Source organism: Streptomyces ossamyceticus, from assembly GCF_001418475.1.
In the GTDB taxonomy this organism is placed as follows: domain Bacteria; phylum Actinomycetota; class Actinomycetes; order Streptomycetales; family Streptomycetaceae; genus Streptomyces; species Streptomyces ossamyceticus.
The window spans coordinates 1-23,533 of sequence record NZ_LIQX01000055.1 but is presented as its reverse complement, the minus strand read 5'-3'; the positions used below and the strand labels follow the sequence as shown (position 1 = coordinate 23,533).

Below are 23,533 nucleotides of genomic sequence, written 5' to 3'. Positions count from 1 at the left end.
TGACGCCGGGGGGTGGGCGGCGCGTAAGCGGGCTGTGACGGGGGTGTCGTCCTCCCGTTGGGCCGGTTCGATCACGAAGGCCACGCATGATCAGTGGGCGCTGGCCCGGCGCGGCCAGCTCGCACACATCCAGAGCCTGGAAGCGGGTGTGCGGATGATCGCGCACCGGTTGTCGCTGCCGGTGCGCGAGAAGGGCAGTAAGCGTGCTCCGGGCGGGTATGCGAGCAGGCGGGAGTGGCATGCGAAGGCGCGCCGCCTGCACGTGCTCACCGACCGGCTCCAAGCCCTCCGGGCGGACTGGGAGGCCGGACGGGTGCACGTGGTGCGGGGCGGGAAGCGGCTGCTGAACACCCGCCACCACCTCGATGCCGCCCGGCTCACCGAGGAGCAGTGGCGCACCCGCTGGCAGGCCGAGCGCCGCTTCCTCCAGGCGGACGGTGAGTCCGGCAAACGGTTCGGGAACGAGACCATCCGCGTCACCCCCGACGGCGAGGTCTCCCTCAGACTCCCCGCCCCGCTGGTGTATCTGGCGAACGCCCCGCACGGCCGCCACGTCCTCGCCACCCGCGTGAGGTTCGCGCACCGGGGCGAGCAGTGGGCCGACCGCATCAGCGCGAACCAGGCTGTGGCCCACCGCATCCACGAGGACCCCGCACGCGGCCGCTGGTACCTCACCGCCTCCTGGACCAACCCCCCGGTGCAGACCGTGCCACTGGCCACGGTCCGCGCGGGCGGCCTGGTGGGGGTCGACACCAACGCCGACCACCTGGCCGCCTGGCGCCTGGACACCCACGGCAACCCCCTCGGCGCACCCCAACGCTTCGGCTACGACCTCTCGGGCAGCGCCAGCCACCGCGACGCCCAAGTCAGGCACGCCCTGATCCGCCTGCTGCACTGGGCCCGCCGCCATCACCTCGCCCTCGCCGTCGAGGACCTCGACTTCACCGCAGAGGCGACCCGCGAGAAACACGGCCGCCGCAAACGGTTCCGCAAGCTCATCTCCGGCATGCCCGTGGCCAGGCTGCGGGCCCGGCTGGTGTCGATGGCCGCCCAACTCGGCATCCCCGTCGACCCCGCCTACACCAGCAAGTGGGGTGCGCAGCACTGGCAGAAAACCCTGACCAGCAAGACAAGGAAGACCACCCGTCACGACGCGGCAGCCGTGGCGATCGGAAGACGCGCCCTGGGACACCCGGTCCGGCGACGGACGGCACCGCCCCCACACGACCGGAGTGATCGTGCGGGGCATCGGACCGTCCAGGCCCCACCGGGCATCCTGGGGCGTGAGGGACCCCGCCCCCGCATCCCCGGACCACGGACACGATCCCTGCGCGCCGGACACGGAGCGAAAGCGGGCGACCAGGACACCCAACACCGTTCGGGGCGTCCGGCTGAGCACGAGTCCTGGCAACAGGACTCACTCCCGCTCAGTCTTTAGGAACGGTTCGCGTCTGTTGCGGCTGCTCGGCGACGACGAGGTGCACGGCACGCACGTCCGCGAGGTCGGCGGTGTCCCGCTGATGGTCACCGGCGCCTTCGACGAGAGCGACCTCGGTGTCGCCTGCTACCACTCCAAGCTCGGCGCGGTGGAGCTGTACCTCAACCACCTCGTCGACGGCCCCGGCGAGTACGTCGTCGTCGACATGACCGCCGGCGCCGACGCCTTCGCCTCCGGGCTGTTCACCCGGTTCGACATGACGTTCCTGGTCGTACAGCCGACCCGGAAGAGCGTGTCGGTGTACCGCCAGTACCAGGAGCACGCCGCCGAGTTCGGCGTCCCGGTCGCCGTCGTCGGCAACAAGGTCACCGGCGAGGACGACCTCCTCTTCCTCAAGGAGCACGTCGGCGACGACCTGCTCGCGCACTGCGTGCAGTCCTCCTACGTCCGCGCGCAGGAACAGGGCCGTGAGCACGGCGAGTTGGAGGCCCACAACCGGCGGACCCTCGACGCGCTCAAGGCCGCCGTCGACGCCCGCACGAAGGACTGGACCGCCTTCCAGCGGCACGCCGTCGAGTTCCACCTCCGCAACGCGGCGGCCTGGGCGAACGCGGCGACCGGCCACCACCTCTCCGCCCACGTGGACCCGGAGTTCCGCCACGGCCCGGAGGCCCTGACGACGACCACGGCGCTCACCTGACCGCCCCAGCCGCCGACCGCCCACCACCCTCTCCCTCTGTCTCTTCCTCTGTCTCTTCCTCTGCCCCTCCCTCCCTCTCCAGCCACCCCTGGCACAACCACAGAACAGGAACACCCATGTCGCTCGACGTCTCCCCGCAGTTGCTCGCCGACGCAGAGAAGGGCGAGGTGCGGGAGGCGGAGTTCGTGGAGACGGTGCATACGTCGCTGCCGTACGCGTACGACCTGATCGCCTCCCTCGTCGGTGAACTGCACGCGGGCAGCGCGGAGATCGCCGACAACCAGACGCCCCCGCCGGACGAGCAGGCGCGCGGGCAGCTGCTGCGCGCGCTCGCCAGCGACGCGATTCGCGGCGCCCTGCAGCGGCACTTCGGTGTACGGCTGGCCTTCCAGAACTGCCACCGGGTGGCGGTGTTCCCGCAGGACCCGTCCGTGGACGACAGGCTCGCCCGCTTCACCTCGATCCGGGGCCAACTCCTCAACCAGTCCCCGGAACTCCGGGACTGCTGAGGCGATGAGGCAGCACGGCTTGCCGCTCCAACCGGGGGAGGTGCGTCAGTAGAGCGGGGCGGCAAGCTACCCGGTACGACATGGCACCGCACGACATGGCACCGCACGGCATGGCACTTCACGAAAACGGCACCGCACGGCACGACACGACATGGCACGGCACGGCACGGAACGGCTCAGCCGAGGTGAGGCAGCACCTCGGCACCGAGTCGCCGTACGTTCTCCTCCGTCGCCGCCAGGTCGCCGGATCCCTCGACGAGCAGGGCGAAGCGGGAGACGCCCGTGCGCTCGCTCGTCGCCGAGAGCCGGTCCACGCACAGCCGCGGCGTCCCCACCGGGTGGAGCCCGCAGAGCAGTTCGGTGTACGCCACCGGGTCCCGCATGGCACGGACGCGGCCGTCGACGGTCACATGGGCCTCCAGGCCCTGCTTCAGCCAGCCCGGCATCGCCTTGGTGAGCGCCTCCACGGCATCGGTGCGCCGGTCCGCGATCTGACAGACGCCGGCCGACACATGGGCCGCGCCGGCGATCTCCTCCGGTGACCGGCCCGCGGCCCGGGCACAGCTGCGCCACATCGCCACCATCTCCGCCTTCTCCTCGTCCCCGACGTGCATCCCGAGGAGCATGGAGAGCCCCTGCTCGGCCGCCAGCCGTACGCTCGCCGGTGAGGTGCAGGCGACCACGACCTCGGGGCCGGGCATCTCGTCCAGGTCCTCCGAGGGCCTCGGTACGACGGGGACCTCACGGAAGCTGAATCGTTCCCCCGCGGCGGAGACCGAGGGTTCCCGCAGCCAGCGCAGCAGCAGATCGAGAGATTCCGGGAACCCTTTCTCGTACGCCTGGAGTCCGGCGCCGAAGACCTCCAGGTCCACCCAGGGCCCGCCCCGCCCGACGCCCAGCGAGAAGCGCCCCCCGGACGTCACGTGCAGCAGGGCGGCCTGCTCGCCCAGGGCGACGGGATGGACGGTGGGCAGCACGCTGACCGCCGTGCCGACGCGGATCCGCCGGGTGCGCCCCAGCAGGAGCGCGGCGAGGGTGATCGCCGACGGGCACGTCCCGTACGGTACGAAGTGGTGCTCGGCCAGCCAGACCGAGTCCAGCCCCGCCTCCTCGGCCACGTCCGCGGTCCGTACCGCCCGGTGGAGAGCCTCTCCCTGCCCCTGGCCGGGGAACTGGGCTCCCAGTACAAATGTTCCTACACGCATCGCACTTCCTGCTTCCTCGGCTCCGACTCGGGAGCTCCCCCACCCGGCATAACCCTCTGACACGTGACGAAGACACGGCCTGGCGGCGAGATTTGCCGATTGTCTGCAGAATGCTGCGAGCGGAGGGCGTTCTGAGGCGATTGGTGCCGTACGCGTACCCCCATCGGGCCCGCGTAGGCTGGACACCAACCCTGCTCCCTGTATAGCCCCGTGAGGTGTCCCGTGTCCCCGCGTCGCAACCGTCCCAAGGACGATGGCCGGTCGGGTCCGTCGGCTCGGAGCGCCGACGAGGGCCGTTCGGACCGGTACGGCGGCTGGCAGTCCAGTGAGCCCTGGCGGGGCGAGGAGTGGAGCGTGCGCCATGTGGCGGGCGCGAGCGCGGCGGGCAAGACCTACCGGTGCCCCGGCTGCGACCAGATGATCCCCTCCGGGGTCCCGCACGTCGTCGCCTGGCCCGAGCACTCGGGCGTCGACGAACGGCGCCACTGGCACAAGGCCTGCTGGAACGCGAAGGACCGCCGCACCACGCGGGTGCAGCGGCCCCGTAACGCACCGAGGTTCTGAAGCCCGACTCCGGGCGCCCGCCCGGCGGTTACACGTCCCGCTTCTCCAACACGGCGAACGCGCCGGCGAACGCGGCGGCCACCAGGCCCAGCATGATCCACAGCGGGTCCCAGCCGGACGGGGCGGAGGCGCCGAGTTCGGCACCGTAGAAGACGCCGAGCTGGCTCGGGATCGAGTAGTTGAGCAGGAACTCCTGCACGTCCCGCAGCGACTCCGCGAACATGAAGATCGCGATGACCAGCGGCGCGAGGAACACACCCAGCATGATGGTGATCGCGCCCGCCGAGTGACGGATCAGCGAGCCGATGAGCAGCGACAGCAGACCGAACAGCGCGAGGAACAGACTCACGCCGACGGTCGCCTTGAGCCACTCCTCGCCGCTCGGGTCCGCCGCGTTGCTGCCCTCCAGGATCGCCACCTGGAGGAAGGCGACGAGCGAGGTGGTCACCAGGGTGATCGTGAAGGCGAGCGCGAAGAACACGATCGCCTTGGCGACCAGCACCCGGCTGCGGCTCGGGCACGCGGTCAGCGTGGTCCGGATCATGCCGGTGCCGTACTCGGAGGCGGTGGTCAGCACGCCGAGCGTGATGAGGCAGACGCTGCCGAGCATCACACCGAACAGGCCGAGCCCCAGAGGGGACTCGCCCTCCAGGTTCATGTCCGCGGACGCGGCGATGACGGCGAACAACAGACCGAGGCCGAGCAGGAGGAAGACGAAGACACCCAGGGTCCACATCGTCGAGCGCACGGACTTGATCTTCGTCCACTCGGAGACGATCGCGTGCCCGAGATGCGTGCGCACCACCGGGATCGGCGAGGTGTACGACGTGCCCGGCGCGCCCTGCCAGGGGGCGGCCGGCTGCTGCGGGGCGAGTTGCGGGTGGGGCGTGCTCATCGGGCGTCCTCGGACTTGGTCAGATCGGCGGCGGGCGCGGCGGCGGGCGCGGCAGGGGCGGCGGCCGGCTGCGCGGGAGCCGGCGCGGCGGGCGTGGCGACCGGCTGGGCCGGGGCCTGGGGCGCGGCCTGGGCGTACGGGTTCGGCTGCGGCGCTCCCGGGGCCGGGGCGGGCGCGGCGCCGGGCGCCGGAGCCCCGTACGGGCCGGCCGGCGGCTGGCCCTGCGGCGGCGCGAACTGGCCGCCCTGCTGCGGCGCCGGGGGCGCGTACCAGCCGGGCTGGCCCTGGCCCGGAACCGGCATCGGCGGCTGCGCGCCGGGCGGCAGCGGCTGCTGGAGCCCGGCCTTCTGGTCGATCGTCGAGCGGTAGTCGACGGCGCCCTGCGTCATCCGCATGTACGCCTCCTCCAGCGACGCCTGGTGCGGGGACAGCTCCCACAGGCGTACGTCGACGTCGTGCGCGAGGTCGCTGATGCGGGGCAGCGGCAGCCCCATGACCCGCAGCGCGCCGTCCTGCTCGGGCAGCACCTGGCCGCCCGCCTCGGTCAGCGCGGACGTCAGCTTCTCGCGCAGCTGCGGCTCGGTGTCCGGGGTCCGGACCCGCGCGAAGTCGGCGGAGTTCGCCGAGATGAAGTCCTTGACGCTCATGTCGGAGAGCAGCTGGCCGCGCCCGATCACGATCAGGTGGTCGGCGGTCAGCGCCATCTCGCTCATCAGGTGCGAGGAAACGAAGACCGTACGGCCCTCGGCGGCGAGCGCCTTCATCAGGTTGCGCACCCAGAGGATGCCCTCGGGGTCGAGGCCGTTGACCGGCTCGTCGAACAGCAGCACCTGGGGGTCGCCGAGCAGGGCGGCGGCGATGCCGAGCCGCTGGCCCATGCCGAGGGAGAAGCCCTTGGAGCGCTTCTTGGCCACGTCCTGGAGGCCGACCACGCCCAGCACCTCGTCCACCCGGCGGGCCGGGATGCCCGACAGCTGGGCCAGGGACAGCAGGTGGCTGCGGGCGGACCGGCCGCCGTGCACCGCCTTGGCGTCGAGCAGAGCGCCGACCTGGCGGGCGGCGTTCGGCAGCTTGCGGTACGGGTAGCCGCCGATCGTCACCTGCCCGGAGGTGGGGTTGTCCAGGCCGAGGATCATGCGCATCGTCGTCGACTTGCCGGAGCCGTTGGGCCCCAGGAAGCCGGTGACGGCCCCCGGCCGCACCTGGAAGGAAAGGTTGTACACGGCTGTCTTCGCGCCATAGCGCTTAGTCAGGCCGACTGCCTCGATCATGCTCCGCACCCATCGAACGGTTCAGGACGTCTCGTCTCAGGACGTCGGGGCGCACGCCCCCGTAAGGGTTAGGAGCTTATCCGGGCCTTGACGGTTCCGCTCAAGAGTAAGTAAAACCGTGCAGGTCACGCGGTCGCCGACTTGGCATGTACGTTTCGCCTGGTCAGGGATCGGTCACGCGTCGCGCTTCTTCAGCGACAGGTACCCGCCGAGCACGGCCGCCAGCACCCACAGCGCCATGATCCCGAGGCCGCCCCAGGGCCCGTACGGGGTGTCGTCGTCCACCGGGGTGACCACGCGCATGATGCTGCTGCCGGCCTGGTCGGGCAGATAGCGGCCGACCTTCTTGGTGGCGCCGACGTTGCCCAGGATGTTGGAGATCAGGAAGAAGAACGGCATCAGGATGCCGAGCGACAGCATCGGACCACGGAGCATCGCCGCGACCCCCATGGAGAACACCGCGATGAGCGTCATGTAGAGCCCGCCGCCGATGACCGCGCGCAGTACGCCCGGATCACCGATGGCGGCCCGGTGCTCCCCGAGCATCGCCTGTCCGAGGAAGAACGTCACGAAGCTGGTCGCGAGTCCCACTCCGAACGCGAGTGCGGTCGCCACCGCCAGTTTGCTGAAGAGGAACGTGCCCCGCTGCGGCACCGCCGCCAGCGAGGTGCGGATCATCCCGGTGCTGTACTCGTTCGACACCACCAGCACCCCGAACACGATCATCGCCAGCTGGCCGAGGCTCATCCCCGCGAAGCTCACGAATGTCGGATCGAAGGAGAGTCGCTCCGCGCGGCTCAGATTGTCGAACTCGTGCCGGGACAGCAGAGAGATCAGGATGCCGAGCGCGACGGTGACGACCACCGCGAGGGACAGCGTCCACACCGTGGACGCCACCGACCGGATCTTGGTCCACTCCGACCGTACGACCTGTGCGGCGGCCATGCTCAGCCCTCTCCCTTCCAGCCCTCGCCCCACGACCGGGCCGCGGGAGCGTCCCCGTCCGGGGCCCCGCCCCCGGAGTGGGCGTGGTACTCCACCGACTCGGCCGTCAGCCGCATGAACGCCTCCTCCAGCGACGCCTGCTGCGGGCTCAGCTCGTGCAGGACGACCTGGTGGCGGGCCGCCAGCTCCCCGATGTGCTCGGCCTTGCCGCCGTCCACCTCGAACGCGCCGTCACCCGTCCGCACGACGGTGATCCCGGCCGCCGCCAGCACATCGGACAACTGCTCGGGCTGCGGGGTCCGGACGCGCACGTACGCCCGTGAGTTCCGCTGGATGAAGTCGGCCATGGAGGTGTCGGCGAGCAGCCGCCCCTGCCCGATCACGACCAGGTGATCGGCGGTCAGGGCCATCTCGCTCATCAGGTGGGACGACACGAACACCGTCCGGCCCTGGGCGGCCAGCGACTTCATCAGGGTGCGGATCCAGTGGATGCCCTCGGGGTCGAGTCCGTTGACCGGCTCGTCGAACATCAGGATCCGCGGGTCGCCGAGGAGGGCGCCCGCGATGCCGAGCCGCTGCCCCATGCCGAGGGAGAAGCCCTTCGCCTTCTTCCGGGCGACCGGGGCGAGCCCCACCGTGTCCAGCACCTCGTGCACCCGCGCCCGGGGGATCCCGTTGCTCTGTGCGAGGCACAGCAGATGGTTGAACGCGCTCCGCCCGCCGTGCACGGCCTTGGCGTCGAGCAACGCGCCGATGTACGTCAGCGGGTCCTTGAGCCGGTCGTAGTGGGTGCCGTCGATCCGTACGTCCCCCGCGGTCGGCCGGTCGAGTCCGAGGATCATCCGCATCGTGGTCGACTTCCCCGCGCCGTTCGGCCCGAGAAAGCCCGTCACCATGCCGGGCCCGACCGCGAAGGAGAGGTTGTTGACGGCCACCTTCTCCCCGTACCGCTTGGTCAGCCCCTCGAGCTCGATCATGCGGCCACGCTAGAACGGGCCCGGGACACCTGCCACCGGACGCCTGCACCTGCCACCGGGGCACCCGGCGCACCCGCCCCCTTCGACACCGAAGGGCCCGCACCCCCCGAAGGGGATGCGAGCCCTCAAGAACCCACGGCCGACGCCGTCACACAGCGGTGTTACCGGGTCTGCTGCGCCGGAACACCCCGGGAGATCGGCTCGTCGTCGGTCGCCGGCGTGCCCGCCGCGGCGACGGCCGCACCCGTGAGCGTCGCCAGCATCTCGCGCACGTTCGTCAGCTGGGCGTTGATGGAGTCGCGACGGTTGGTGAGCGCCGCCAGCTCGCGCTCGGATTCCGAACGGATCCGGTCGGCCTTGGCGTTCGCGTCCGCGACGATGTCCTCGGCCTGACGCTGCGCGGTCTCCACCGTCTGGCGGGCGCGGCGCTCGGCGTCGGTGCGCAGCTTCTCCGCCTCCAGACGGAGCTGCTCCGCGCGGTGCTCGATCTCCGCGAGGCGCTTCTCGGCCTTCTGCTGGCGCGAGGCCAGGTCACGCTCGGACTGCTCACGCCGCTTGGCGAGGTTCGTCTCGAAGTCGGCGGCGGCCTGTGCGGCCTTGGCGCGGGTCTCCTCGAAGAGGGCGTCCGCCTCCTCGCGCTTGGACTGCGCGTCCTTCTGCGCCTCGGCACGCAGCTGCGAAGCGTCGCTCTTGGCCTTCTCGACGATCCGGACGCCCTCGTCCTCGGCCTTGGCCTTGCGCTCCGAGGCGAACGACTCGGCGTCGTTGCGCACCTGCTGGGCCGCCGACTCGGCGAGATCGCGGTGCTGCTCGGCGGCGCGGCGGGCCTCTTCGCGCAGGTCCTTCGCCTCCTCCTCGGCGAGGCGGAGGATCTTCTCGACGCGGGCGCCGAGACCGGCGTAGGACGGCTCCGCGTCGGTGACCGCGGCCTGGGCGTTCTGCGTCTCGAGGTGGAGCTCCTCGATGCGCTTCTCGAGGGCGGTGATGCGGGCGAGAGCGGAGTCACGGTCGGAGACGAGCTTGGAGATACGTTCGTCCACCTGAGCGCGGTCGTATCCACGCCGCACAAGCTCGAAGCCGTAGGGGGAAGTGTCGCTCATGGGGTTCCTGTCGAATGAGACCGGTGAGGTGATAGGTGGAATCCTAGGGGGCGAAGCGGCGTGTCATCGAGCGGATGCACGTTTGATCTGGAGAATGACACCCCTTTTGAGTGGCCGACCATCGGAATACTTGCCAGAAACTTTGCGTCAAGGCCCTGACCACCACAGGAAGAACACAAATGGGTGTCTGGTGGGCCGAACGGCGCGGGACCATACCCGCAACAGCCCGACTCCGCTAGCCGTCTGACGACTTGCCACCCGATCGGTTAGCACCCGCCGCGGCACCCGCCTTGACTCCACCGTCCTTGCCGCCCGACGGGGCCTCAAAAGACTCCAACGCCTCCAGGACGTCCTGGACACGGGAGATCTCCGCATTGATGTCCTCGCGGCGCCGGACCAGCACCTCGAGCTCCCGCTTGCCCTCCTCGACCGTACGGCGGGCCTCGCGGATCGCCTCGGCCTTCAGTTCCTCGGCCTCACGGATGAGCGTGGACTTCTTCTGCTCCGCCTCCTTCAGAAGACCCTCGGCCTTCTTCACGGCGGCGATACGCACCTTGCCCGCCTCGGAGTTCGCCTCGGAAACGATCTCCTTGGCCTTCGTCTGCGCCTTCTCCAACTGCTCCTCGGCGGCCTTGATCAGTGCGTCGCAACGATCGCCGGCGGATTTCATCGTCTCGGCCGACTCACGGCGGGCCCGCTCGTGCAGCGCCTCGATCTCCGACGTGATCCGCTCGCGCAGTTCCTCCGCCCGCTCCCTTATGGCGGTCGCGTCGCGGCGCGCGCCGACGAGCAGCTCGTCGGCGTCCTGACGGGCCTTCTCCACCGTGGTGTTGCCCTCCACGGTCGCGGTGGAGAGCAGCCGGTCGGCCTCCGTGCGGGCCGCGCCCACCATGGAGTCGGCCTGCGCCTCGGCGTCCGCGGTGGTCTTCAGCGCCTGCTTCTGCGCCTCCGCGAGCAGCTTGTCGGCCTCCGCCGCGGTCTCCGTGATGAGCGTGTCGACCTGCTCGGCGGCCTCCGAGCGCCGCTTGTTGGCGTCCTTGCGGGCCTCGTCGAGCGTGCGGTCGGCCTCGTCGCGGGCGGCCGACGTGAGCCGTTCGGCCTCGGCCTCCGCCTCGGACCTGACCCGCTCGGCCTCGTGCCGGACACGCTCCGCGTGCTGCCGCGCGGAACCGACCGTCTCCGCGGCCTCGGCGCGCATCCGCTCCGCGTCGTCGGTCGCCTCGGAGATCAGCTGCTCGGCCTGGGCGACGGACTCCGCCCGGACCCGCTCGGCCTCCTCGTTGGTCTCCCGCGTCAGCCGCTCCGCCTCGGCGGTCACCTCGGTGATGAGGGTGTCGGCCTGCGTCGCCGCGTCCGACCGGATGCGGTTGGCGTCCTCACGGGCCTCGGCACGGGTGCGCGTGGCGTCCTGGTCGGCCCGCGCGATGGTGTCCGAGGCCTCCGTACGGACCCGCTGGGCGTGCTCGGACGCCTCCGAACGCACCCGCTCCGCCTCGGCGATCGCCTCCGCGACCGTGCGCTCCGCGAGCGACTTCGCCGCGTCCGTCTCCTCACGGGCCTCACGGCGCACGCGGTTGGCGTCGTCGGTGGCCCGCTCCCGCTCCGCGTAGGCGTCGGCGCGGACCCGGTCCGCCTCCTCCTCGGCCTCCCGGCGCGTACGGTCCGCCGCGTGCTCCGCCGCGTTGCGCAGCCCGGCGATCTCCTCCTGGGCCTGCTCGTGCAGCCCGGCGACGGAGTCCCGCACCTGCTGGGCGTGCTGCTCGGCGGCCGACACCATTTCCGTGGCCCGCCGCTCGGCCTCCTCGACCAGTCGTACGGCCTCGGTCTCGGCCTCCTCCACGCGCTTGCGCGCCGAGGCCAGCAGCTCCTCGCTCTGCTCGCGGGCTCGCCGGCGCTCCTGGTCCGCCTCCTGGCGGGCCGCGCCGAGCAGTTCCTCGGCCTCGCGGCGACGCCGGGCGGCCTCCTCCTGCGCGGCGGCCAGCGTCTCCGACGCCTCCGCGGCGAGCCGCTCCGCGGCGGCCTGCGCCTCCGCCCGCACCCGGTCCGCGGTGTCCTGCGCCTCCGACTTCAGCCGCTCCGCCTCGGCCGCGGCCTCCGACCGCAGACGCACGGCGACGGCCTCGCCCTCGGCCCGCGACGCGGACGCGTCCGCCGCTGCCTCGTCCCGCAGCCGCTCGGCCTCGGCCTCGGCCTGCGCCTGGAGCGTACGGATGCGCTCGGCGGCCTCGGTGCGCAGCCGGTCGGCCTCCTCGGCGGCCTCGCGGCGGATCCGCTCGGCCTCCGCACGGGCGTCGGTGAGCGCCTCCTCGGCGGAGGTGAGCCGCTGCTCGGCGTCCGTGTGCAGCCGGGCCAGCCCCTCGGCGGCCTCCGCCTCACGGGTCGCGATGCCCCGCTCGGCCTCCTCGCGCAGCTCACGGACGGCGCGCTCGGCGTCGGCCTTCAGCTCCTCGGACTGCTCCTCGGCCTCGGCGCGGTGCCGCTCGGCCTCCTTGCGGGTGCGCTCCAGCGTCTCCTCGGCCTGGCGGCGCAGCGCCGACGCGCGCTCGATGGCCTCGGTGCGGACCTTCTCGCTGTCCGCGGTGGCCGTCTGCCGCAGCTCGTCCGCGTCCGCCTTCGCCTTGGCGAGCAGCTCCTCGGCGGTCTTCGCCGCCTCCTCGATCTGCTGGACGGCCTCACGGCGGGCCTCGGACCGGATCCGCTCGCCCTCCGCGACCGCGTCGGCACGCAGCTGCTCGGCCTCGCCGCGCAGCCTGCGCGCCTCCTCCTGCAGCTCGACGGTCTTGGCGCGGTACTCCTTGGTGTCGTCCTTCGCCGCGCCCTTGAGCTCCTCGGCGAGGTCGTGTGCCTCGGCCCGCAGCCGGTCCGCCTCGGCCTCGGCCTCCTTGCGGATCCGGTCGGCCTCCTCGGCGGCGGCCTTGGTGGTCCTGCGGGCGTCCTCGGACGCCTTGTTCAGCACGTCCTCGGCGGTCTTCGCCGTCTTGGCGAGCTGGGAGGCGGACTCCTCCGCGGTGAGCGAGCGGGCCTTCTCGGCCGCCTCCGCGAGCAGCTTCTCCGCCTCGGCCTTGGCGTCCGCGACGACTTCCTCGGCGGCCGCCTTGGTGGCCTCGGCGTCCTTCGTGGCCTCCTCGACCAGCCGGGCGACCTGCTCCTTGGCCGTACGGGTGCGCTGCTCGTTGGTCGACTCGGCGGTGGAGAGGGCCTTGGCCGCGTTCTCCTTGGCCTCGGTGACCAGCTTCTCCGCCTCGGCCCGCGCCTCGCGCAGCGCCGTCTCGGCCTCGGACATCCGCTGCTCGGCGGCCCGGCTCAGCTCGGTGGCCTGGCGGCGGGCGCTGTCCGACTCGGTGGCGGAGGAGGAGCGCAGCTGCTCGGCGTGCTCGGTTGCCTCCTGGGCCTGCGTGGACGCCGCGTTCAGCAGCCGCTCGGCCTCGGCGCGGGCGCGGCGCAGGATCTGGTCGGCCTCCGCGCGGGCGGACTCGGAGTCGCTCTGGAGGCGCTGGCGGGCCTCGTTGGTGAGCCGCTCGGCCTCGGCGCGGGCGGCGGCCAGCGCCTGCTCGGCCTCGGCGCGGGACTCGTCGACGAGCCGGCGGGCCTGCTGCTCGGAGCGGGCCCGCAGCTGCTCGGCCCACGCCACGTTCTCGTTGACGTGGGACTCGACGGTCTGGCGGCGCTCGGACAGCTCCTGGTCGAGCTGCTGGCGGCGGGTGACCGCCTCCTGGTGCAGCTCCGCCTGGAGGCGCGCGGCCTGCTCGGCGTGCTCCTGGAGGATCCGCTGGGTCTGCGCCCGGGCCTGGCTCAGCTCGCGCTCGGCGTCGGCGCGCAGCTGGTCGGCCTGCATCTGGGCCTGGCGCAGCATCTGCTCCGCCTGGTACCCGAGGTCGCCGCCGTCGTAGGCGGGTCGGGACATGAGGGTGCGGCGCGCCTCGTGCAGCTTGGCGCGCAGCACCTCGACCTGGTAGCCGAGGTCCTCGGCGTGCTGGATCGCCTTTTCCCGCTCGGTCTTCAGCCGCTCCATCTCGGCCTCGAACCGAGAGAGGTGGTCGACGTCAGCCGCCGGCTCTCGCTCCTGGCGTTCGTAGCCCCGCACTGCGCGGTCCCATCCGTCCCCTGGTCGCAACCTCTGGCAAACGAGCTCCGTCCAACCGCCGAACGGGGCCCCCGGGGAATGGTGTCAGATCAACGGCGGAGCACGGGCTGCCGCCCTCACCCTCGTCCCCCGAAACCTGGACCCCGGCCCATGAGTCCCGTCGTCGGAAGGCGGCAGGACCCGGGCCGTCGCCCGGTGAAGGGGACGGCCGCCCCCAACCCTACCGGCCCATATGTACGGGGGTCAGTGCTCAGGTGACTCAACTGGCGCCGAAGTGACCAGTTCTGTCAGTACTCCATGACAATCCTTCGGGTGCAGGAACGTGATCCGTGACCCCATGGAACCGCGTCGCGGCTCCTCGTACAGGACGCGTACGCCCTTGTCCTTGATCGAGGCGGCGTCGGCGTCCACATCCGCCGTACCGAAGGCGATGTGGTGCACCCCCTCGCCGTTCTTCGCCAGCCACTTGGCGACGGTGGAGTCCTCGCGGGTCGGCTCCAGGAGCTGCAGGTAGGAGGCGCCGCCGTCGTCCGTGCTGTTGATCTTGAGCATGGCCTCGCGCACGCCCTGCTCCTCGTTGACCTCGGAGTGGAACACCTCGAAGCCGTAGGTGGCACGGTAGAACTCGACGGTCCTGTCGAGGTCGAAACAGGCGATCCCGATGTGGTCGATTCGCGTCAGCATGGTGTCAGTGCAGCGCTCCTCGCGCCGTTACGCAACGTGCCAGCGATCACACTCACCGCCGGGTGACGGCACGGAGTGCCACTCAGTACATTCGAAGTAAACCCTCGTTCACTCCTCGGCCGTGCAGGCCGGATAGGGGATCGCACCTCATGACTGGAACGAACGGCAGGACCTCGGTGATCGTCGCGGGCGCGCGTACGCCCATGGGGCGGTTGCTCGGGTCGCTGAAGTCCTTCTCCGGAGCCGACCTCGGCGGCTTCGCGATCAAGGCCGCCCTCGACCGTGCGGGGATCGGTGGCGACCAGGTGCAGTACGTGATCATGGGCCAGGTGCTCCAGGCCGGGGCAGGGCAGATCCCGGCACGCCAGGCCGCCGTCAAGGCGGGCATCCCGATGAACGTGCCCGCCCTCACCATCAACAAGGTCTGTCTGTCGGGTCTGGACGCCATCGCCCTCGCCGACCAGCTGATCCGCGCCGGTGAGTTCGACGTGGTCGTCGCCGGTGGCCAGGAGTCCATGACCAACGCCCCGCACCTGCTGCCGAAGTCCCGTGAGGGCTTCAAGTACGGGGGGATCCAGATGCTCGACGCGATGGCGTACGACGGGCTGACCGACTCCTTCGAGGGCATCGCCATGGGCGAGTCCACCGAGAAGCACAACACCCGCCTCGGCATCCTCCGCCCGGAGCAGGACGAGTTCTCCGCCCTGTCCCACCAGCGGGCGGCCGCCGCGCAGAAGAACGGGATCTTCGACGCGGAGATCACCCCCGTGGAGATCCCGCAGCGCAAGGGTGAGCCGGTCGTCTTCAGCCAGGACGAGGGCATCCGGGGCGAGACCACCGCGGAGTCGCTGGGCAAGCTGCGGCCGGCCTTCGCCAAGGACGGCACGATCACCGCGGGCTCCGCCTCGCAGATCTCCGACGGTGCCGCGGCCGTGGTCGTGATGAGCAAGGAGAAGGCCGAGGAGCTGGGCCTCCAGTGGCTCGCCGAGCTCGGCGCCCACGGGAACGTCGCGGGACCGGACAACTCCCTGCAGTCGCAGCCGTCCAATGCGATCCAGCACGCCCTGAAGAAGGACGGCCTGGACGTGGCGGACCTCGACCTCATCGAGATCAATGAGGCCTTCGCGGCGGTCGCCGTACAGTCAATGAAGGACCTCGGGGTGTCCCCGGAAAAGGTGAATGTCAACGGCGGTGCCATCGCCCTCGGCCACCCGATCGGCATGTCCGGCGCCCGTCTCGTCCTCCACCTCGCGCTGGAGCTGAGGCGGCGCGGCGGCGGTGTCGGCGCGGCCGCCCTGTGCGGCGGCGGCGGTCAGGGTGACGCGCTGATCGTGCGGGTACCCAAGGCCTGAGGCCTTCCCCTCCCAGGTGTACGTGGCTGTTCGGAACGGAGCTGTGATGCAGGACGTCCCCACGCTGGTGGCCCAGGCCAGGGAAGGGCGGCCGCGTGCCGTCGCCCGGCTGATCTCCCTGGTGGAGGGGGCGTCCCCGCAACTGCGCGAGGTGATGGCGGCGCTGGCCCCGCTGACCGGCGGGGCGTACGTCGTCGGTCTGACCGGATCGCCCGGCGTGGGCAAGTCCACGTCCACGTCGGCGCTGGTCACCGCGTACCGGAAGGCCGGCAAGAGGGTCGGCGTCCTGGCGGTGGACCCGTCCTCGCCGTTCTCCGGGGGCGCGCTGCTCGGCGACCGCGTCCGGATGTCGGAGCACGCCTCCGACCCCGGCGTCTACATCCGCTCCATGGCGACCCGCGGCCACCTCGGCGGCCTCGCCTGGGCGGCGCCGCAGGCGATCCGTGTCCTCGACGCGGCGGGCTGCGACGTGGTGCTGGTCGAGACGGTCGGTGTCGGCCAGTCGGAGGTGGAGATCGCCTCCCAGGCCGACACGTCCGTGGTGCTGCTGGCGCCCGGCATGGGCGACGGCATCCAGGCGGCCAAGGCCGGGATCCTGGAGATCGGTGACGTCTACGTCGTCAACAAGGCCGACCGGGACGGCGCCGACGCGACCGCGCGCGAGCTGAACCACATGCTCGGGCTGGGCGAGACGCGGGGCCCCGGGGACTGGCGGCCGCCGATCGTCAAGACGGTCGCGGCGCGCGGCGAGGGCGTCGACGAGGTCGTCGAGGCGCTGGAGAAGCACCGGGCGTGGATGGAGGAGCGCGGGGTGCTCGCGGAGCGGCGGCGGGCCCGGGCCGCGCGCGAGGTCGAGACGATCGCGGTGACCGCGCTGCGGGAGCGGATCGGGGACCTGCACGGGGACCGCCGCCTGTCCGCTCTCGCGGAGCGGATCGTGGAGGGGGAGCTGGACCCCTACCGGGCGGCCGACGAACTGGTCGCCGGCCTGACGGAGGGCGCCTCATAGCTCGGGGGTGCGCGGTTCGTCGGCGGCTGCGGGTTCGTCGTGGTTTCTCGCGCAGTTCCCCGCGCCCCTGAAGGGAACGGGCCTGCGGCCCGCCCCTTCATGAAAAGCACGGGGCGCAGCCCCGGCCGCTTTTCAGGGGCGCGGGGAACTGCGCGACAAGCCCCAACCGGGCCGCACGTGAACCACGGCCCGGAAAGGCGGCTCCGCCGTCAGTCGTTCGTGCGGTCGGCCGTGACCTTGCCCGTGTCCAGCGCCACGCGCCAGTCGCTGCCCGTGCCGTTCGCGGCGGTGGTGTCGACCTCCCAGGCCTTGTCCCGGCTCTCCTCGTCGAGGTCGACGGAGGTGACGGTGCCCTTGGCGGCGGCGGCCTTCGCGGCCTCCGCGGCGGTCACCGAGCTGCCCTTGAGCGCGTCCCGGATCTGCGCGGTCTCGGCGGCGTCGTCACCGTCGTCGTCCTTCTCGGTGTGCGAGCCGAGGACCTTCCCGGTGGCCGGGTCGATCTGGACGCTGTGCCAGGCGCCGCCGCCCGTCAGCACGTCGACGTCCCACACGTAGGTCGTGCCCTCGTCGTCCAGGTCGGCCGAGACCGCAGTACCGGACGTGTGCTTCAGCGCCGCCTCGATCGCGTCGGCGGCCGTGATCTGCGCGGCCTTGGCGTCGGCCGCGTTCTCGGCCTTGTCCTCGGCGTCCTCGTCCGTGTCGCGGGCGGCCTGGTCCTCGGCCTTGTCCTCCGCCTTGTCCTCGGCCCGGTCCTGCGCGGTGTCGTCGGTGTCCTGGGCGTCGTCGCGGTCGTTGTCGTCGTTCGACACCGTGACCGTCTTCTTCGCCGGCGCCTCGTCGTCACCCGCGACCGCGATGGCGGTCGCGGTGCCTCCGCCGATCAGGGCGGCGGCCGCGACGGTGGCGATGACGATGTTGCGCTTCATGGGATTCCTCCGGAATGCGACAGATTGCAACCAGTGGCACGGGATGTCACCGGTTGTGGCTGGCTGGTGTGCCTCGTCTGCTTTCGACGTCCACCAATCTGGCCGAGTGACGCTGAAGCGGACCTGAAACCCCCTGAAGACCGCTTCAGGTTCGCTTTGCCAAGCTGAACGCATGCGCCTGTTGATCGTGGAAGATGAGAAGCGGCTCGCGGTGTCCCTTGCCAAGGGGCTGACGGCCGAGGGCTACGCGGTGGACGTCGTCCACGACGGCGCGGAGGGCCTGCACCGGGCCGGCGAAGGTGTCTACGACCTCGTCATCCTCGACATCATGCTGCCCGGCATGAACGGCTACCGCGTGTGCGCCGCCCTGCGCGCCGCCGGCCACGACGTGCCGATCCTGATGCTCACCGCCAAGGACGGCGAGTACGACGAGGCCGAGGGACTCGACACGGGCGCCGACGACTACCTCACCAAGCCGTTCTCCTACGTGGTCCTCGTCGCCCGGGTGAAGGCGCTGCTCAGGCGGCGCGGCCCGGCCGGCGGGGCCTCGCCCGTGCACACGATCGGCGATCTGAGGGTCGACACCGCGGCCCGGCGCGTGTTCCTCGCCGACGACGAGGTCACTCTGACCGCCAAGGAGTTCTCCGTCCTCGAACAGCTCGTGCTCAGAGCCGGTGAGGTCGTGTCGAAGGCCGACATCCTGGAGCACGTCTGGGACTTCGCCTACGACGGTGACCCGAACATCGTCGAGGTCTACATCAGCACCCTGCGCCGCAAACTGGGCCCGACGCTCATCAAGACCGTCCGCGGCGCGGGATACCGGCTGGAGGCCCGCCCGTGAGGCGCCGTCTGGGCTCCGTACGGGCCCGTGCCACGCTCGCTGCGACCGTGGTCGTCGCCGTCGCCCTGGTCGCCGCGGGCGCCGCGGTGCTGCTCTCGCTGCGGTTCACCCTCGTCGACAAGGCGGACACCGAGGCCGACTCCGTGGCCCGCAGCGCCGCCTCGGCGCTCGCCCACGGCTTCGCGTACGACAAGCTGAACCTGCCGGACGGCGACGAGAACCCCGTGGAGATCCTCGACCGCGAGCAGAAGCCGGTCGTGGTCGGCGAGGACGTCGAGGGCATCAGCGTGAGCGCCGTCGCCTCGGAGCGGCTGAACTCCGAGACCAACGACGACGCCGACGACCGGGCGGAGGGCGACCGGGAGGCGGAGGACGGGGACCGCCTGAAGCCCGGTGAGGTCGCCGACGAGACCTGGTACGGCGAGGGCACCGCGACCGTCGAGGGCGAGACGGCCGAGTACCGCTTCGCCGCCGTCGACGTGATCACGAAGGGAGGGGTGCCGCTCACCGTCTACGCGGGCGCGCCGCTCGCCGTCGAACAGGACGCGGTGGACACCGCGTTGACGACGATGCTGATCGGGCTGCCGCTGCTCCTGCTGACGGTCAGCGGGGTGACGTACCTGGTCACCCGGCGGGCGCTGCGACCTGTCGAGGGCATCCGCGTCGAGATGGCCGCGATCACGGCGTCCGAGGACCTCTCGCGGCGCGTCCCCGAGCCGGACACCCACGACGAGGTCGCCCGTCTGGCCCGTACGACGAACGAGACCCTCGCGGCGCTGGAGAGTTCCGTCGAACGCCAGCGCGCCTTCGTCGCCGACGCCTCCCATGAACTGCGCAGCCCCATCGCCTCGCTGCGCACCCAACTGGAAGTGGGCGCCGCGCACCCGGAGCTGCTGGACCTGGACGGGGCCCTGGAGGACACCGTACGGCTGCAGACTCTCGCCGCCGACCTGCTGCTCCTCGCCCGACTCGACGCGGGGGAGCGGCCGCCGCCGGACGCGCGGTTCGATCTCGCGGCCGTCGTCCGCGAAGAGGTGGACTCCCGGCCGGGTGTGGCCCTCGACAGTGTGGCGTCGCTGGAGGTCGGCGGTTCCCGCAGCCAGATCTGCCGGGTCCTCGGCAACCTGCTGGACAACGCCGCCCGGCATGCCCGCGACCGGGTCGCCGTCACCCTGCGGGTGGAGGCCGGCGAGGCCGTCCTCCAGGTCGCCGACGACGGCTCGGGGGTCGCCTCGGCCGACCGTGAGCGGATCTTCGAACGCTTCGTCCGTCTGGACGAGTCCCGGGCCCGCGACGACGGCGGCGCCGGCCTCGGCCTGGCCATCGCCAGGGACATCGCCCGACGCCACGCAGGCACCCTGACCGTCCGGGACGCCCCCGAAGGCGGCGCCCTCTTCGAACTACGCCTCCCGAGGGAGACCTAGCGGGTGGCCGTGGAACTGCCGGGTGCCGGACAAGGGGCGCGGGGAACTGCGCGACCAGCCACGACGAACCCGCAGCCGGCACCCGACCCACAGCCCGACCCCCGTGGTCCGGGCCCCCCAGCGGAGCGCTACGGCTTGCCTCGATGGTTGCGCAAGTGCTCCGCGACCGGCGTCAGCGACTTGTGCAGCTCCTCCAGCGCCTCCTCCGGCAGCAGATCGATGAAGTGCCGCCGCACGGACGCCACATGGTGCGGTGCGACCCGCTGCATGGTCTCCAGCCCGTGCTCGGTGAGCACGGCGAACAGCCCGCGCCGGTCGGACTCGCAGTTCTCCCGGCGCACCAGGTTCCCGTTCTCCATGCGGGTGATCTGGTGCGAGAGGCGGCTCTTTGACTGGAGGGTCGCGGAGGCGAGGTCGCTCATCCGCATCCGCAGGCCCTCCGACTCGGAAAGGTTCACCAGGATCTCGTAGTCGTTCATTGTCAGGCCGAACGGCTGCAGATCCCTTTCGAGCTGGTGCGTCAACAGTCGATTGACGTCCAGATGGGTGCGCCAGGCGCACTGCTCCGCATCGGTCAGCCAGCGCGTGGCCGTCTCGGTCTCCATGAATGAAGTCTACCTAAAAGGTTGAAAGGTGAACTAGTGAGGGTTGTGGTGGTACGGGTCGGAACATGACAGCGCGCACACGTTCGATGTCACACTCCGCAGACTACCGCTCACAGCCCGAAGCGACGCTGGAGGTCACCCAGCTGTCCGGGAAGGCGCGGTGCGCCGACTTGCTGTCCGTGGTGGCCGGGTACCCCTCCGCCACCGGGTACGCCCGGCTCGTGCGGCACCGCGCCCATGGCCTGCTCGGCCATCAGCGTTTCGGACGACTGGAGCAGCACCGTGCCCGCCCCGACGAACTCGAACTGGTGCTCCTCGCCGGAGGCGCCGCCGATGCCCGTCAGTGCACGTAGACCGCCCATCACACCTGTCATGTACCCGTGGTCGTAGTGGTGGCAGGGGGAGGGGCAGTCGGCCCACCCGACCAGCGCCTGCGGGTCGACCCGAATGGGGGGTTCCATGAACACCACGGGGCCGTTGGAGGCGGCCACGAACTTGCCGGTCCCGATCAGCGTCAGGAACCCCGGAACGATGGACTGCTTCAGCGCGAGACTTGGCTGAAAAGCGAGGAGGTTGCCGGAGCGAATGGTCAGGTTGCCCTCGTCCAAGTCGTATGAATTGACGTCGAAGGCCCGGTCGGCCAGGAGCATCTTCCCGGAGCCCTCGGCGACGACCCAGTCGCTCGCGTGCAGAGGCGAATGAAAGGACGTACGGACAAGGCGGTCCAGCCGGCCGTGCCCGACGCCGTTGAACTCCATCTGCCCGTAGTAGGCGATCATCTTGCCCTTCTGCAGGAACCACTGGCTCCCCTTGAGCTCCACGCAGAAGGTGTAGTTGGTGACGTTGTCGTCGCTCGGCAGCGTCATCGGGTCGAAGACCGTCGGGCCGGCGACAGGGCCCCCGTACATGCTCACAGCTTCTCCTCCGAGGCCTGGACGTACACCACGCCGTTGCCGCTCAGCTCCAGCTGGAACGCCTCGCCGGAGCCGCGGCCCACCATGTCGCGCCAGCCGAGCGCGGTGGACAGCTTGTTGCGTACGTCGCCGTGGTGGGCGACGTACGCCTGGGGGTCCACATGGACCGGGCGGTGGGGGGTGATCGGGACCTCGATGACTCCGCCGTGCGCCATCACGGCGACCGCGCCGTGGCCCTGGAGGGTGGTGGTGAACAGGCCCTGCCCGGTCACCTGGCCGCGCACCATGCCCATGACGCCGCCCTGCGAGCCCATGAACATGGTCCCCTGCTGGAGGGTGCCGTCGAAGGCCAGCAGACGGTCGGCCTCGACGTAGAGCGTGTCACCGGTCAGGCCGATCACCTGGATGTGGTGGCCGCCGTGCCCGAACAGGACCGTGCCGCTGCCCTCGACGGTCATCAGCGGGGTCGCCTCGCCCGCGACGCGGCGGCCGATCATCGACGCGATACCGCCCTGGCCGCCCTGGATGTTGGGCGTGAAGGACACCTCGCCCTTGTAGGCGAGCATCGCCCCGCGCTGGCTGAACAGCCGCTGGCCGGGCATCACGGTCGCCTCGATCATCTTCGAGTTGATCTCACGGAAGGGCATCTCACACGTCTCCCGCGATCGTGTTGCGCTCGCTCGGCTGGACATAGACGAGACCGTCGCCCTCGAAGCGCATCTGGAAGGCCTCGCCGCCGCCCTCCCCGAGGAGCGTGCGGAACGTCACACCGGACTGGAACGACTGCTGGAGGTTGCCCTGGTGGGCGATGTACGCCCCCGGGTCCACCGTCAGCGGGTACTGACGGCTCACGCGCAGCACCACCGCCGGGCCGTCGGACATGATCGCCGCCTGGCCGTGGCCCTCTATCGTCGTGGTGAACAGGCCGTTGCCCTGCGAGGCGCCGCGCAGCCCCGTGAAGCTCGTGCCCGTCCGCAGTCCGGAATCCGTCGCGAGCAGATTGCTCGACTCCACATACAGCTTGTCCCCCTGAAGATTCACGAGGTTGATCTCGGAGGCCCGGTCCGCGAACCAGCAGGTTCCCTGTCCGGTGACCTCCATCAACGTCATCTGTTCACCCGTGAGGCGCCGCGTCACCATCCCGCGCAGGCCCTCACCACCGCCGCTCAGCTTCTTGAACGACATCTGACCGTCGTACGCGACCATCGAGCCGTTCTTCGCCTTCACGGCGTCCCCGGTCATGTCGACGGCGAGCACCTTGCTGCCTTGAAGTCGGAACATTGCCACGGGGTGACGGTAACCGGCCGATGGCCGGACAGGACAGGGTCCAGAGGGTGATCTCGACCCTGAGGGGACCCCTGGGGCATTCGGGAGGTTGACGGATGCCAGAATGGACCGCGCTTGTGCATGCGTTCACAAAGCTCGACGACTCGCCCGCCGACCCCACCCGAAGGTGACCCGTGGACATAAAGACCGCCTCCGCCCTCCGCCGCCTGCGCCTCGTCTCCGCCCCCGAGGCCGTCTCCTTCCTGCTGCTGCTCGTCTGCTCGGTGCTGAAGCGGACCACGGAGTTCAACGCGGTGCCCGTCATGGGCTGGGTCCACGCCATCCTTTTCCTGCTGTACCTGGTCTTCTGGGCCGACGCCTGGAACCGCACGAAGTGGTCGCTGAAGACCGCCGCGCTCTACTTCGCCCTCTCCGTGCTGCCCGCCGGCGGCTTCTTCGCGGAGCGCAGGCTGCGCCGTGAGGCCGAGGACGCGGTGATCGCCACCCGCGCCCGCAAGGAAGGGATCGTGAACGCGTGATCGTCGCCTTCTCCGTGACGCCGCTCGGCGTCGGCGAGGACGTGGGNNGACGCCGTCCGGGTCGTCCGGGAATCAGGTCTGCCGCACCGTACCGACGCGATGTTCACCTCCGTCGAGGGCGACTGGGACGAGGTCATGGACGTCGTCCGCCGTGCCGTCGCCGCGGTCGAGGAACGCGCCCCTCGGGTCTCCCTGGTCCTGAAGGCGGACATCCGCCCCGGCGTGACCGACGGCCTCACCTCCAAGGTGGAGACGATCGAGCGGCACCTCGCACAGTGACGCGCC

General features: G+C 71.1%; 22 protein-coding genes and 1 pseudogene. 10 read left to right on the top strand and 13 right to left on the bottom strand.

The features are described 5' to 3' along the window. From AOK15_RS05265 to AOK15_RS05255, 3 genes and pseudogenes are all read left to right on the top strand, one after another. On the top strand, positions 1 to 1,438 hold a 1,438-nt coding region (locus tag AOK15_RS05265), incomplete at its 5' end, for a hypothetical protein (protein ID WP_055513269.1). A gap of 4 nt (positions 1,439 to 1,442) precedes the next feature. After that, positions 1,443 to 2,138, top strand: a pseudogene (locus AOK15_RS05260) (ATP-binding protein); the annotation flags it as partial. A gap of 116 nt (positions 2,139 to 2,254) precedes the next feature. Further along, positions 2,255 to 2,647 (top strand): SCO5389 family protein, encoded by a 393-nt coding sequence (locus AOK15_RS05255; RefSeq protein WP_055513265.1) that lies wholly within the window; start codon positions 2,255 to 2,257, stop codon positions 2,645 to 2,647. 176 nt (positions 2,648 to 2,823) lie between these two features. On the opposite strand, the gene AOK15_RS05250 is transcribed toward AOK15_RS05255, so the two are convergent. Then, positions 2,824 to 3,852 (bottom strand): LLM class flavin-dependent oxidoreductase, encoded by a 1,029-nt coding sequence (locus AOK15_RS05250; RefSeq protein WP_055513263.1) that lies wholly within the window; start codon positions 3,850 to 3,852, stop codon positions 2,824 to 2,826. 222 nt (positions 3,853 to 4,074) lie between these two features. Here AOK15_RS05250 and AOK15_RS05245 point away from each other — a divergent pair, with 222 nt between their 5' ends. After that, the gene (locus tag AOK15_RS05245) at positions 4,075 to 4,416 is read left to right on the top strand and encodes a hypothetical protein (RefSeq protein WP_055513262.1); all 342 of its coding nucleotides are present in this window, start codon (positions 4,075 to 4,077) and stop codon (positions 4,414 to 4,416) included. A 28-nt stretch (positions 4,417 to 4,444) separates the two neighbouring features. Here the strand turns inward: AOK15_RS05245 and AOK15_RS05240 are convergent, their stop codons facing one another. The 7 genes from AOK15_RS05240 to mce all read right to left on the bottom strand — a co-directional run bounded on the left by AOK15_RS05240 (position 4,445) and on the right by mce (position 14,372). Next, entirely contained in the window at positions 4,445 to 5,311 is an 867-nt protein-coding gene (locus tag AOK15_RS05240; RefSeq protein WP_055513260.1) for an ABC transporter permease subunit, read from the bottom strand. Continuing rightward, on the bottom strand, positions 5,308 to 6,582 hold the full coding sequence (locus AOK15_RS05235) for an ABC transporter ATP-binding protein (protein ID WP_055513258.1): 1,275 nt from the start codon (positions 6,580 to 6,582) through the stop codon (positions 5,308 to 5,310). Before AOK15_RS05235 ends, AOK15_RS05240 begins: the two co-directional genes overlap by 4 nt. A gap of 174 nt (positions 6,583 to 6,756) precedes the next feature. After that, positions 6,757 to 7,527, bottom strand: a complete 771-nt coding sequence (locus tag AOK15_RS05230) for an ABC transporter permease (RefSeq protein WP_055513256.1) — start codon at positions 7,525 to 7,527, stop codon at positions 6,757 to 6,759. A 2-nt stretch (positions 7,528 to 7,529) separates the two neighbouring features. Beyond that, a complete protein-coding gene (locus AOK15_RS05225) occupies positions 7,530 to 8,504 on the bottom strand; it encodes an ABC transporter ATP-binding protein (protein ID WP_055513254.1) in 975 nt (324 codons plus the stop codon). Between the two features lie 161 nt (positions 8,505 to 8,665). Beyond that, positions 8,666 to 9,604, bottom strand: coding sequence for a coiled-coil domain-containing protein (locus tag AOK15_RS05220; RefSeq protein WP_055513252.1), 939 nt, complete (start codon positions 9,602 to 9,604; stop codon positions 8,666 to 8,668). A 235-nt stretch (positions 9,605 to 9,839) separates the two neighbouring features. Further along, positions 9,840 to 13,688 (bottom strand): polarized growth protein Scy, encoded by a 3,849-nt coding sequence (gene scy / locus AOK15_RS05215; protein WP_055513250.1) that lies wholly within the window; start codon positions 13,686 to 13,688, stop codon positions 9,840 to 9,842. A 243-nt stretch (positions 13,689 to 13,931) separates the two neighbouring features. Next, the gene (gene mce, locus AOK15_RS05210; RefSeq protein WP_055513247.1) at positions 13,932 to 14,372 is read right to left on the bottom strand and encodes a methylmalonyl-CoA epimerase; all 441 of its coding nucleotides are present in this window, start codon (positions 14,370 to 14,372) and stop codon (positions 13,932 to 13,934) included. Between the two features lie 149 nt (positions 14,373 to 14,521). Here mce and AOK15_RS05205 point away from each other — a divergent pair, with 149 nt between their 5' ends. Both AOK15_RS05205 and meaB read left to right on the top strand, forming a co-directional pair. After that, positions 14,522 to 15,724 carry an acetyl-CoA C-acetyltransferase gene (locus AOK15_RS05205; RefSeq protein WP_079058316.1) on the top strand — a complete coding sequence of 401 codons (1,203 nt, stop codon included), beginning with the start codon at positions 14,522 to 14,524 and terminating at the stop codon, positions 15,722 to 15,724. Positions 15,725 to 15,770: 46 nt separating this feature from the next. Beyond that, positions 15,771 to 16,733, top strand: a complete 963-nt coding sequence (meaB, locus tag AOK15_RS05200; protein WP_055513245.1) for a methylmalonyl Co-A mutase-associated GTPase MeaB — start codon at positions 15,771 to 15,773, stop codon at positions 16,731 to 16,733. 209 nt (positions 16,734 to 16,942) lie between these two features. On the opposite strand, the gene AOK15_RS05195 is transcribed toward meaB, so the two are convergent. After that, positions 16,943 to 17,659, bottom strand: coding sequence for a PepSY domain-containing protein (locus AOK15_RS05195; protein ID WP_055513242.1), 717 nt, complete (start codon positions 17,657 to 17,659; stop codon positions 16,943 to 16,945). A gap of 172 nt (positions 17,660 to 17,831) precedes the next feature. On the opposite strand from AOK15_RS05195, the gene AOK15_RS05190 reads away from it, so the two are divergent. Next, on the top strand, positions 17,832 to 18,500 hold the full coding sequence (locus AOK15_RS05190; protein WP_055513240.1) for a response regulator transcription factor: 669 nt from the start codon (positions 17,832 to 17,834) through the stop codon (positions 18,498 to 18,500). After that, positions 18,497 to 19,924, top strand: coding sequence for a sensor histidine kinase (locus AOK15_RS05185; protein WP_055513238.1), 1,428 nt, complete (start codon positions 18,497 to 18,499; stop codon positions 19,922 to 19,924). Before AOK15_RS05190 ends, AOK15_RS05185 begins: the two co-directional genes overlap by 4 nt. Before the next feature lie 128 nt (positions 19,925 to 20,052). Here the strand turns inward: AOK15_RS05185 and AOK15_RS05180 are convergent, their stop codons facing one another. The 4 genes from AOK15_RS05180 to AOK15_RS05165 all read right to left on the bottom strand — a co-directional run bounded on the left by AOK15_RS05180 (position 20,053) and on the right by AOK15_RS05165 (position 22,724). Beyond that, on the bottom strand, positions 20,053 to 20,529 hold the full coding sequence (locus tag AOK15_RS05180) for a MarR family winged helix-turn-helix transcriptional regulator (RefSeq protein WP_055513236.1): 477 nt from the start codon (positions 20,527 to 20,529) through the stop codon (positions 20,053 to 20,055). A 110-nt stretch (positions 20,530 to 20,639) separates the two neighbouring features. Further along, complete coding sequence (locus AOK15_RS05175) at positions 20,640 to 21,437, bottom strand: AIM24 family protein (RefSeq protein ID WP_055513234.1); 798 nt, start codon at positions 21,435 to 21,437, stop codon at positions 20,640 to 20,642. A gap of 2 nt (positions 21,438 to 21,439) precedes the next feature. Next, entirely contained in the window at positions 21,440 to 22,090 is a 651-nt protein-coding gene (locus AOK15_RS05170; protein WP_055513232.1) for an AIM24 family protein, read from the bottom strand. Between the two features lies 1 nt (position 22,091). Next, complete coding sequence (locus tag AOK15_RS05165) at positions 22,092 to 22,724, bottom strand: AIM24 family protein (protein ID WP_055513230.1); 633 nt, start codon at positions 22,722 to 22,724, stop codon at positions 22,092 to 22,094. Between the two features lie 179 nt (positions 22,725 to 22,903). Here AOK15_RS05165 and AOK15_RS05160 point away from each other — a divergent pair, with 179 nt between their 5' ends. Both AOK15_RS05160 and AOK15_RS05155 read left to right on the top strand, forming a co-directional pair. Continuing rightward, on the top strand, positions 22,904 to 23,248 hold the full coding sequence (locus AOK15_RS05160; RefSeq protein ID WP_055513228.1) for a DUF3817 domain-containing protein: 345 nt from the start codon (positions 22,904 to 22,906) through the stop codon (positions 23,246 to 23,248). Between the two features lie 48 nt (positions 23,249 to 23,296). Further along, positions 23,297 to 23,527: thiamine-binding protein (locus AOK15_RS05155; RefSeq protein WP_240508310.1), on the top strand; the 231-nt coding region annotated here is incomplete at its 5' end. Positions 23,528 to 23,533: the final 6 nt, after the last annotated feature.

Excerpts from the sequence above, each read along its gene's own strand:
- AOK15_RS05255 (WP_055513265.1), top strand. The coding sequence starts at position 2,255 with ATGTCGCTCGACGTCTCCCCGCAGTTGCTCGCCGACGCAGAGAAGGGC.
- AOK15_RS05250 (WP_055513263.1), bottom strand. The coding sequence starts at position 3,852 with ATGCGTGTAGGAACATTTGTACTGGGAGCCCAGTTCCCCGGCCAGGGG.
- AOK15_RS05240 (WP_055513260.1), bottom strand. The coding sequence starts at position 5,311 with ATGAGCACGCCCCACCCGCAACTCGCCCCGCAGCAGCCGGCCGCCCCC.
- AOK15_RS05235 (WP_055513258.1), bottom strand. The coding sequence starts at position 6,582 with ATGATCGAGGCAGTCGGCCTGACTAAGCGCTATGGCGCGAAGACAGCC.
- AOK15_RS05230 (WP_055513256.1), bottom strand. The coding sequence starts at position 7,527 with ATGGCCGCCGCACAGGTCGTACGGTCGGAGTGGACCAAGATCCGGTCG.
- AOK15_RS05225 (WP_055513254.1), bottom strand. The coding sequence starts at position 8,504 with ATGATCGAGCTCGAGGGGCTGACCAAGCGGTACGGGGAGAAGGTGGCC.
- AOK15_RS05220 (WP_055513252.1), bottom strand. The coding sequence starts at position 9,604 with ATGAGCGACACTTCCCCCTACGGCTTCGAGCTTGTGCGGCGTGGATAC.
- mce (WP_055513247.1), bottom strand. The coding sequence starts at position 14,372 with ATGCTGACGCGAATCGACCACATCGGGATCGCCTGTTTCGACCTCGAC.
- AOK15_RS05205 (WP_079058316.1), top strand. The coding sequence starts at position 14,522 with ATGACTGGAACGAACGGCAGGACCTCGGTGATCGTCGCGGGCGCGCGT.
- meaB (WP_055513245.1), top strand. The coding sequence starts at position 15,771 with ATGCAGGACGTCCCCACGCTGGTGGCCCAGGCCAGGGAAGGGCGGCCG.
- AOK15_RS05195 (WP_055513242.1), bottom strand. The coding sequence starts at position 17,659 with ATGAAGCGCAACATCGTCATCGCCACCGTCGCGGCCGCCGCCCTGATC.
- AOK15_RS05190 (WP_055513240.1), top strand. The coding sequence starts at position 17,832 with ATGCGCCTGTTGATCGTGGAAGATGAGAAGCGGCTCGCGGTGTCCCTT.
- AOK15_RS05180 (WP_055513236.1), bottom strand. The coding sequence starts at position 20,529 with ATGGAGACCGAGACGGCCACGCGCTGGCTGACCGATGCGGAGCAGTGC.
- AOK15_RS05175 (WP_055513234.1), bottom strand. The coding sequence starts at position 21,437 with ATGTACGGGGGCCCTGTCGCCGGCCCGACGGTCTTCGACCCGATGACG.
- AOK15_RS05170 (WP_055513232.1), bottom strand. The coding sequence starts at position 22,090 with ATGCCCTTCCGTGAGATCAACTCGAAGATGATCGAGGCGACCGTGATG.
- AOK15_RS05165 (WP_055513230.1), bottom strand. The coding sequence starts at position 22,724 with ATGTTCCGACTTCAAGGCAGCAAGGTGCTCGCCGTCGACATGACCGGG.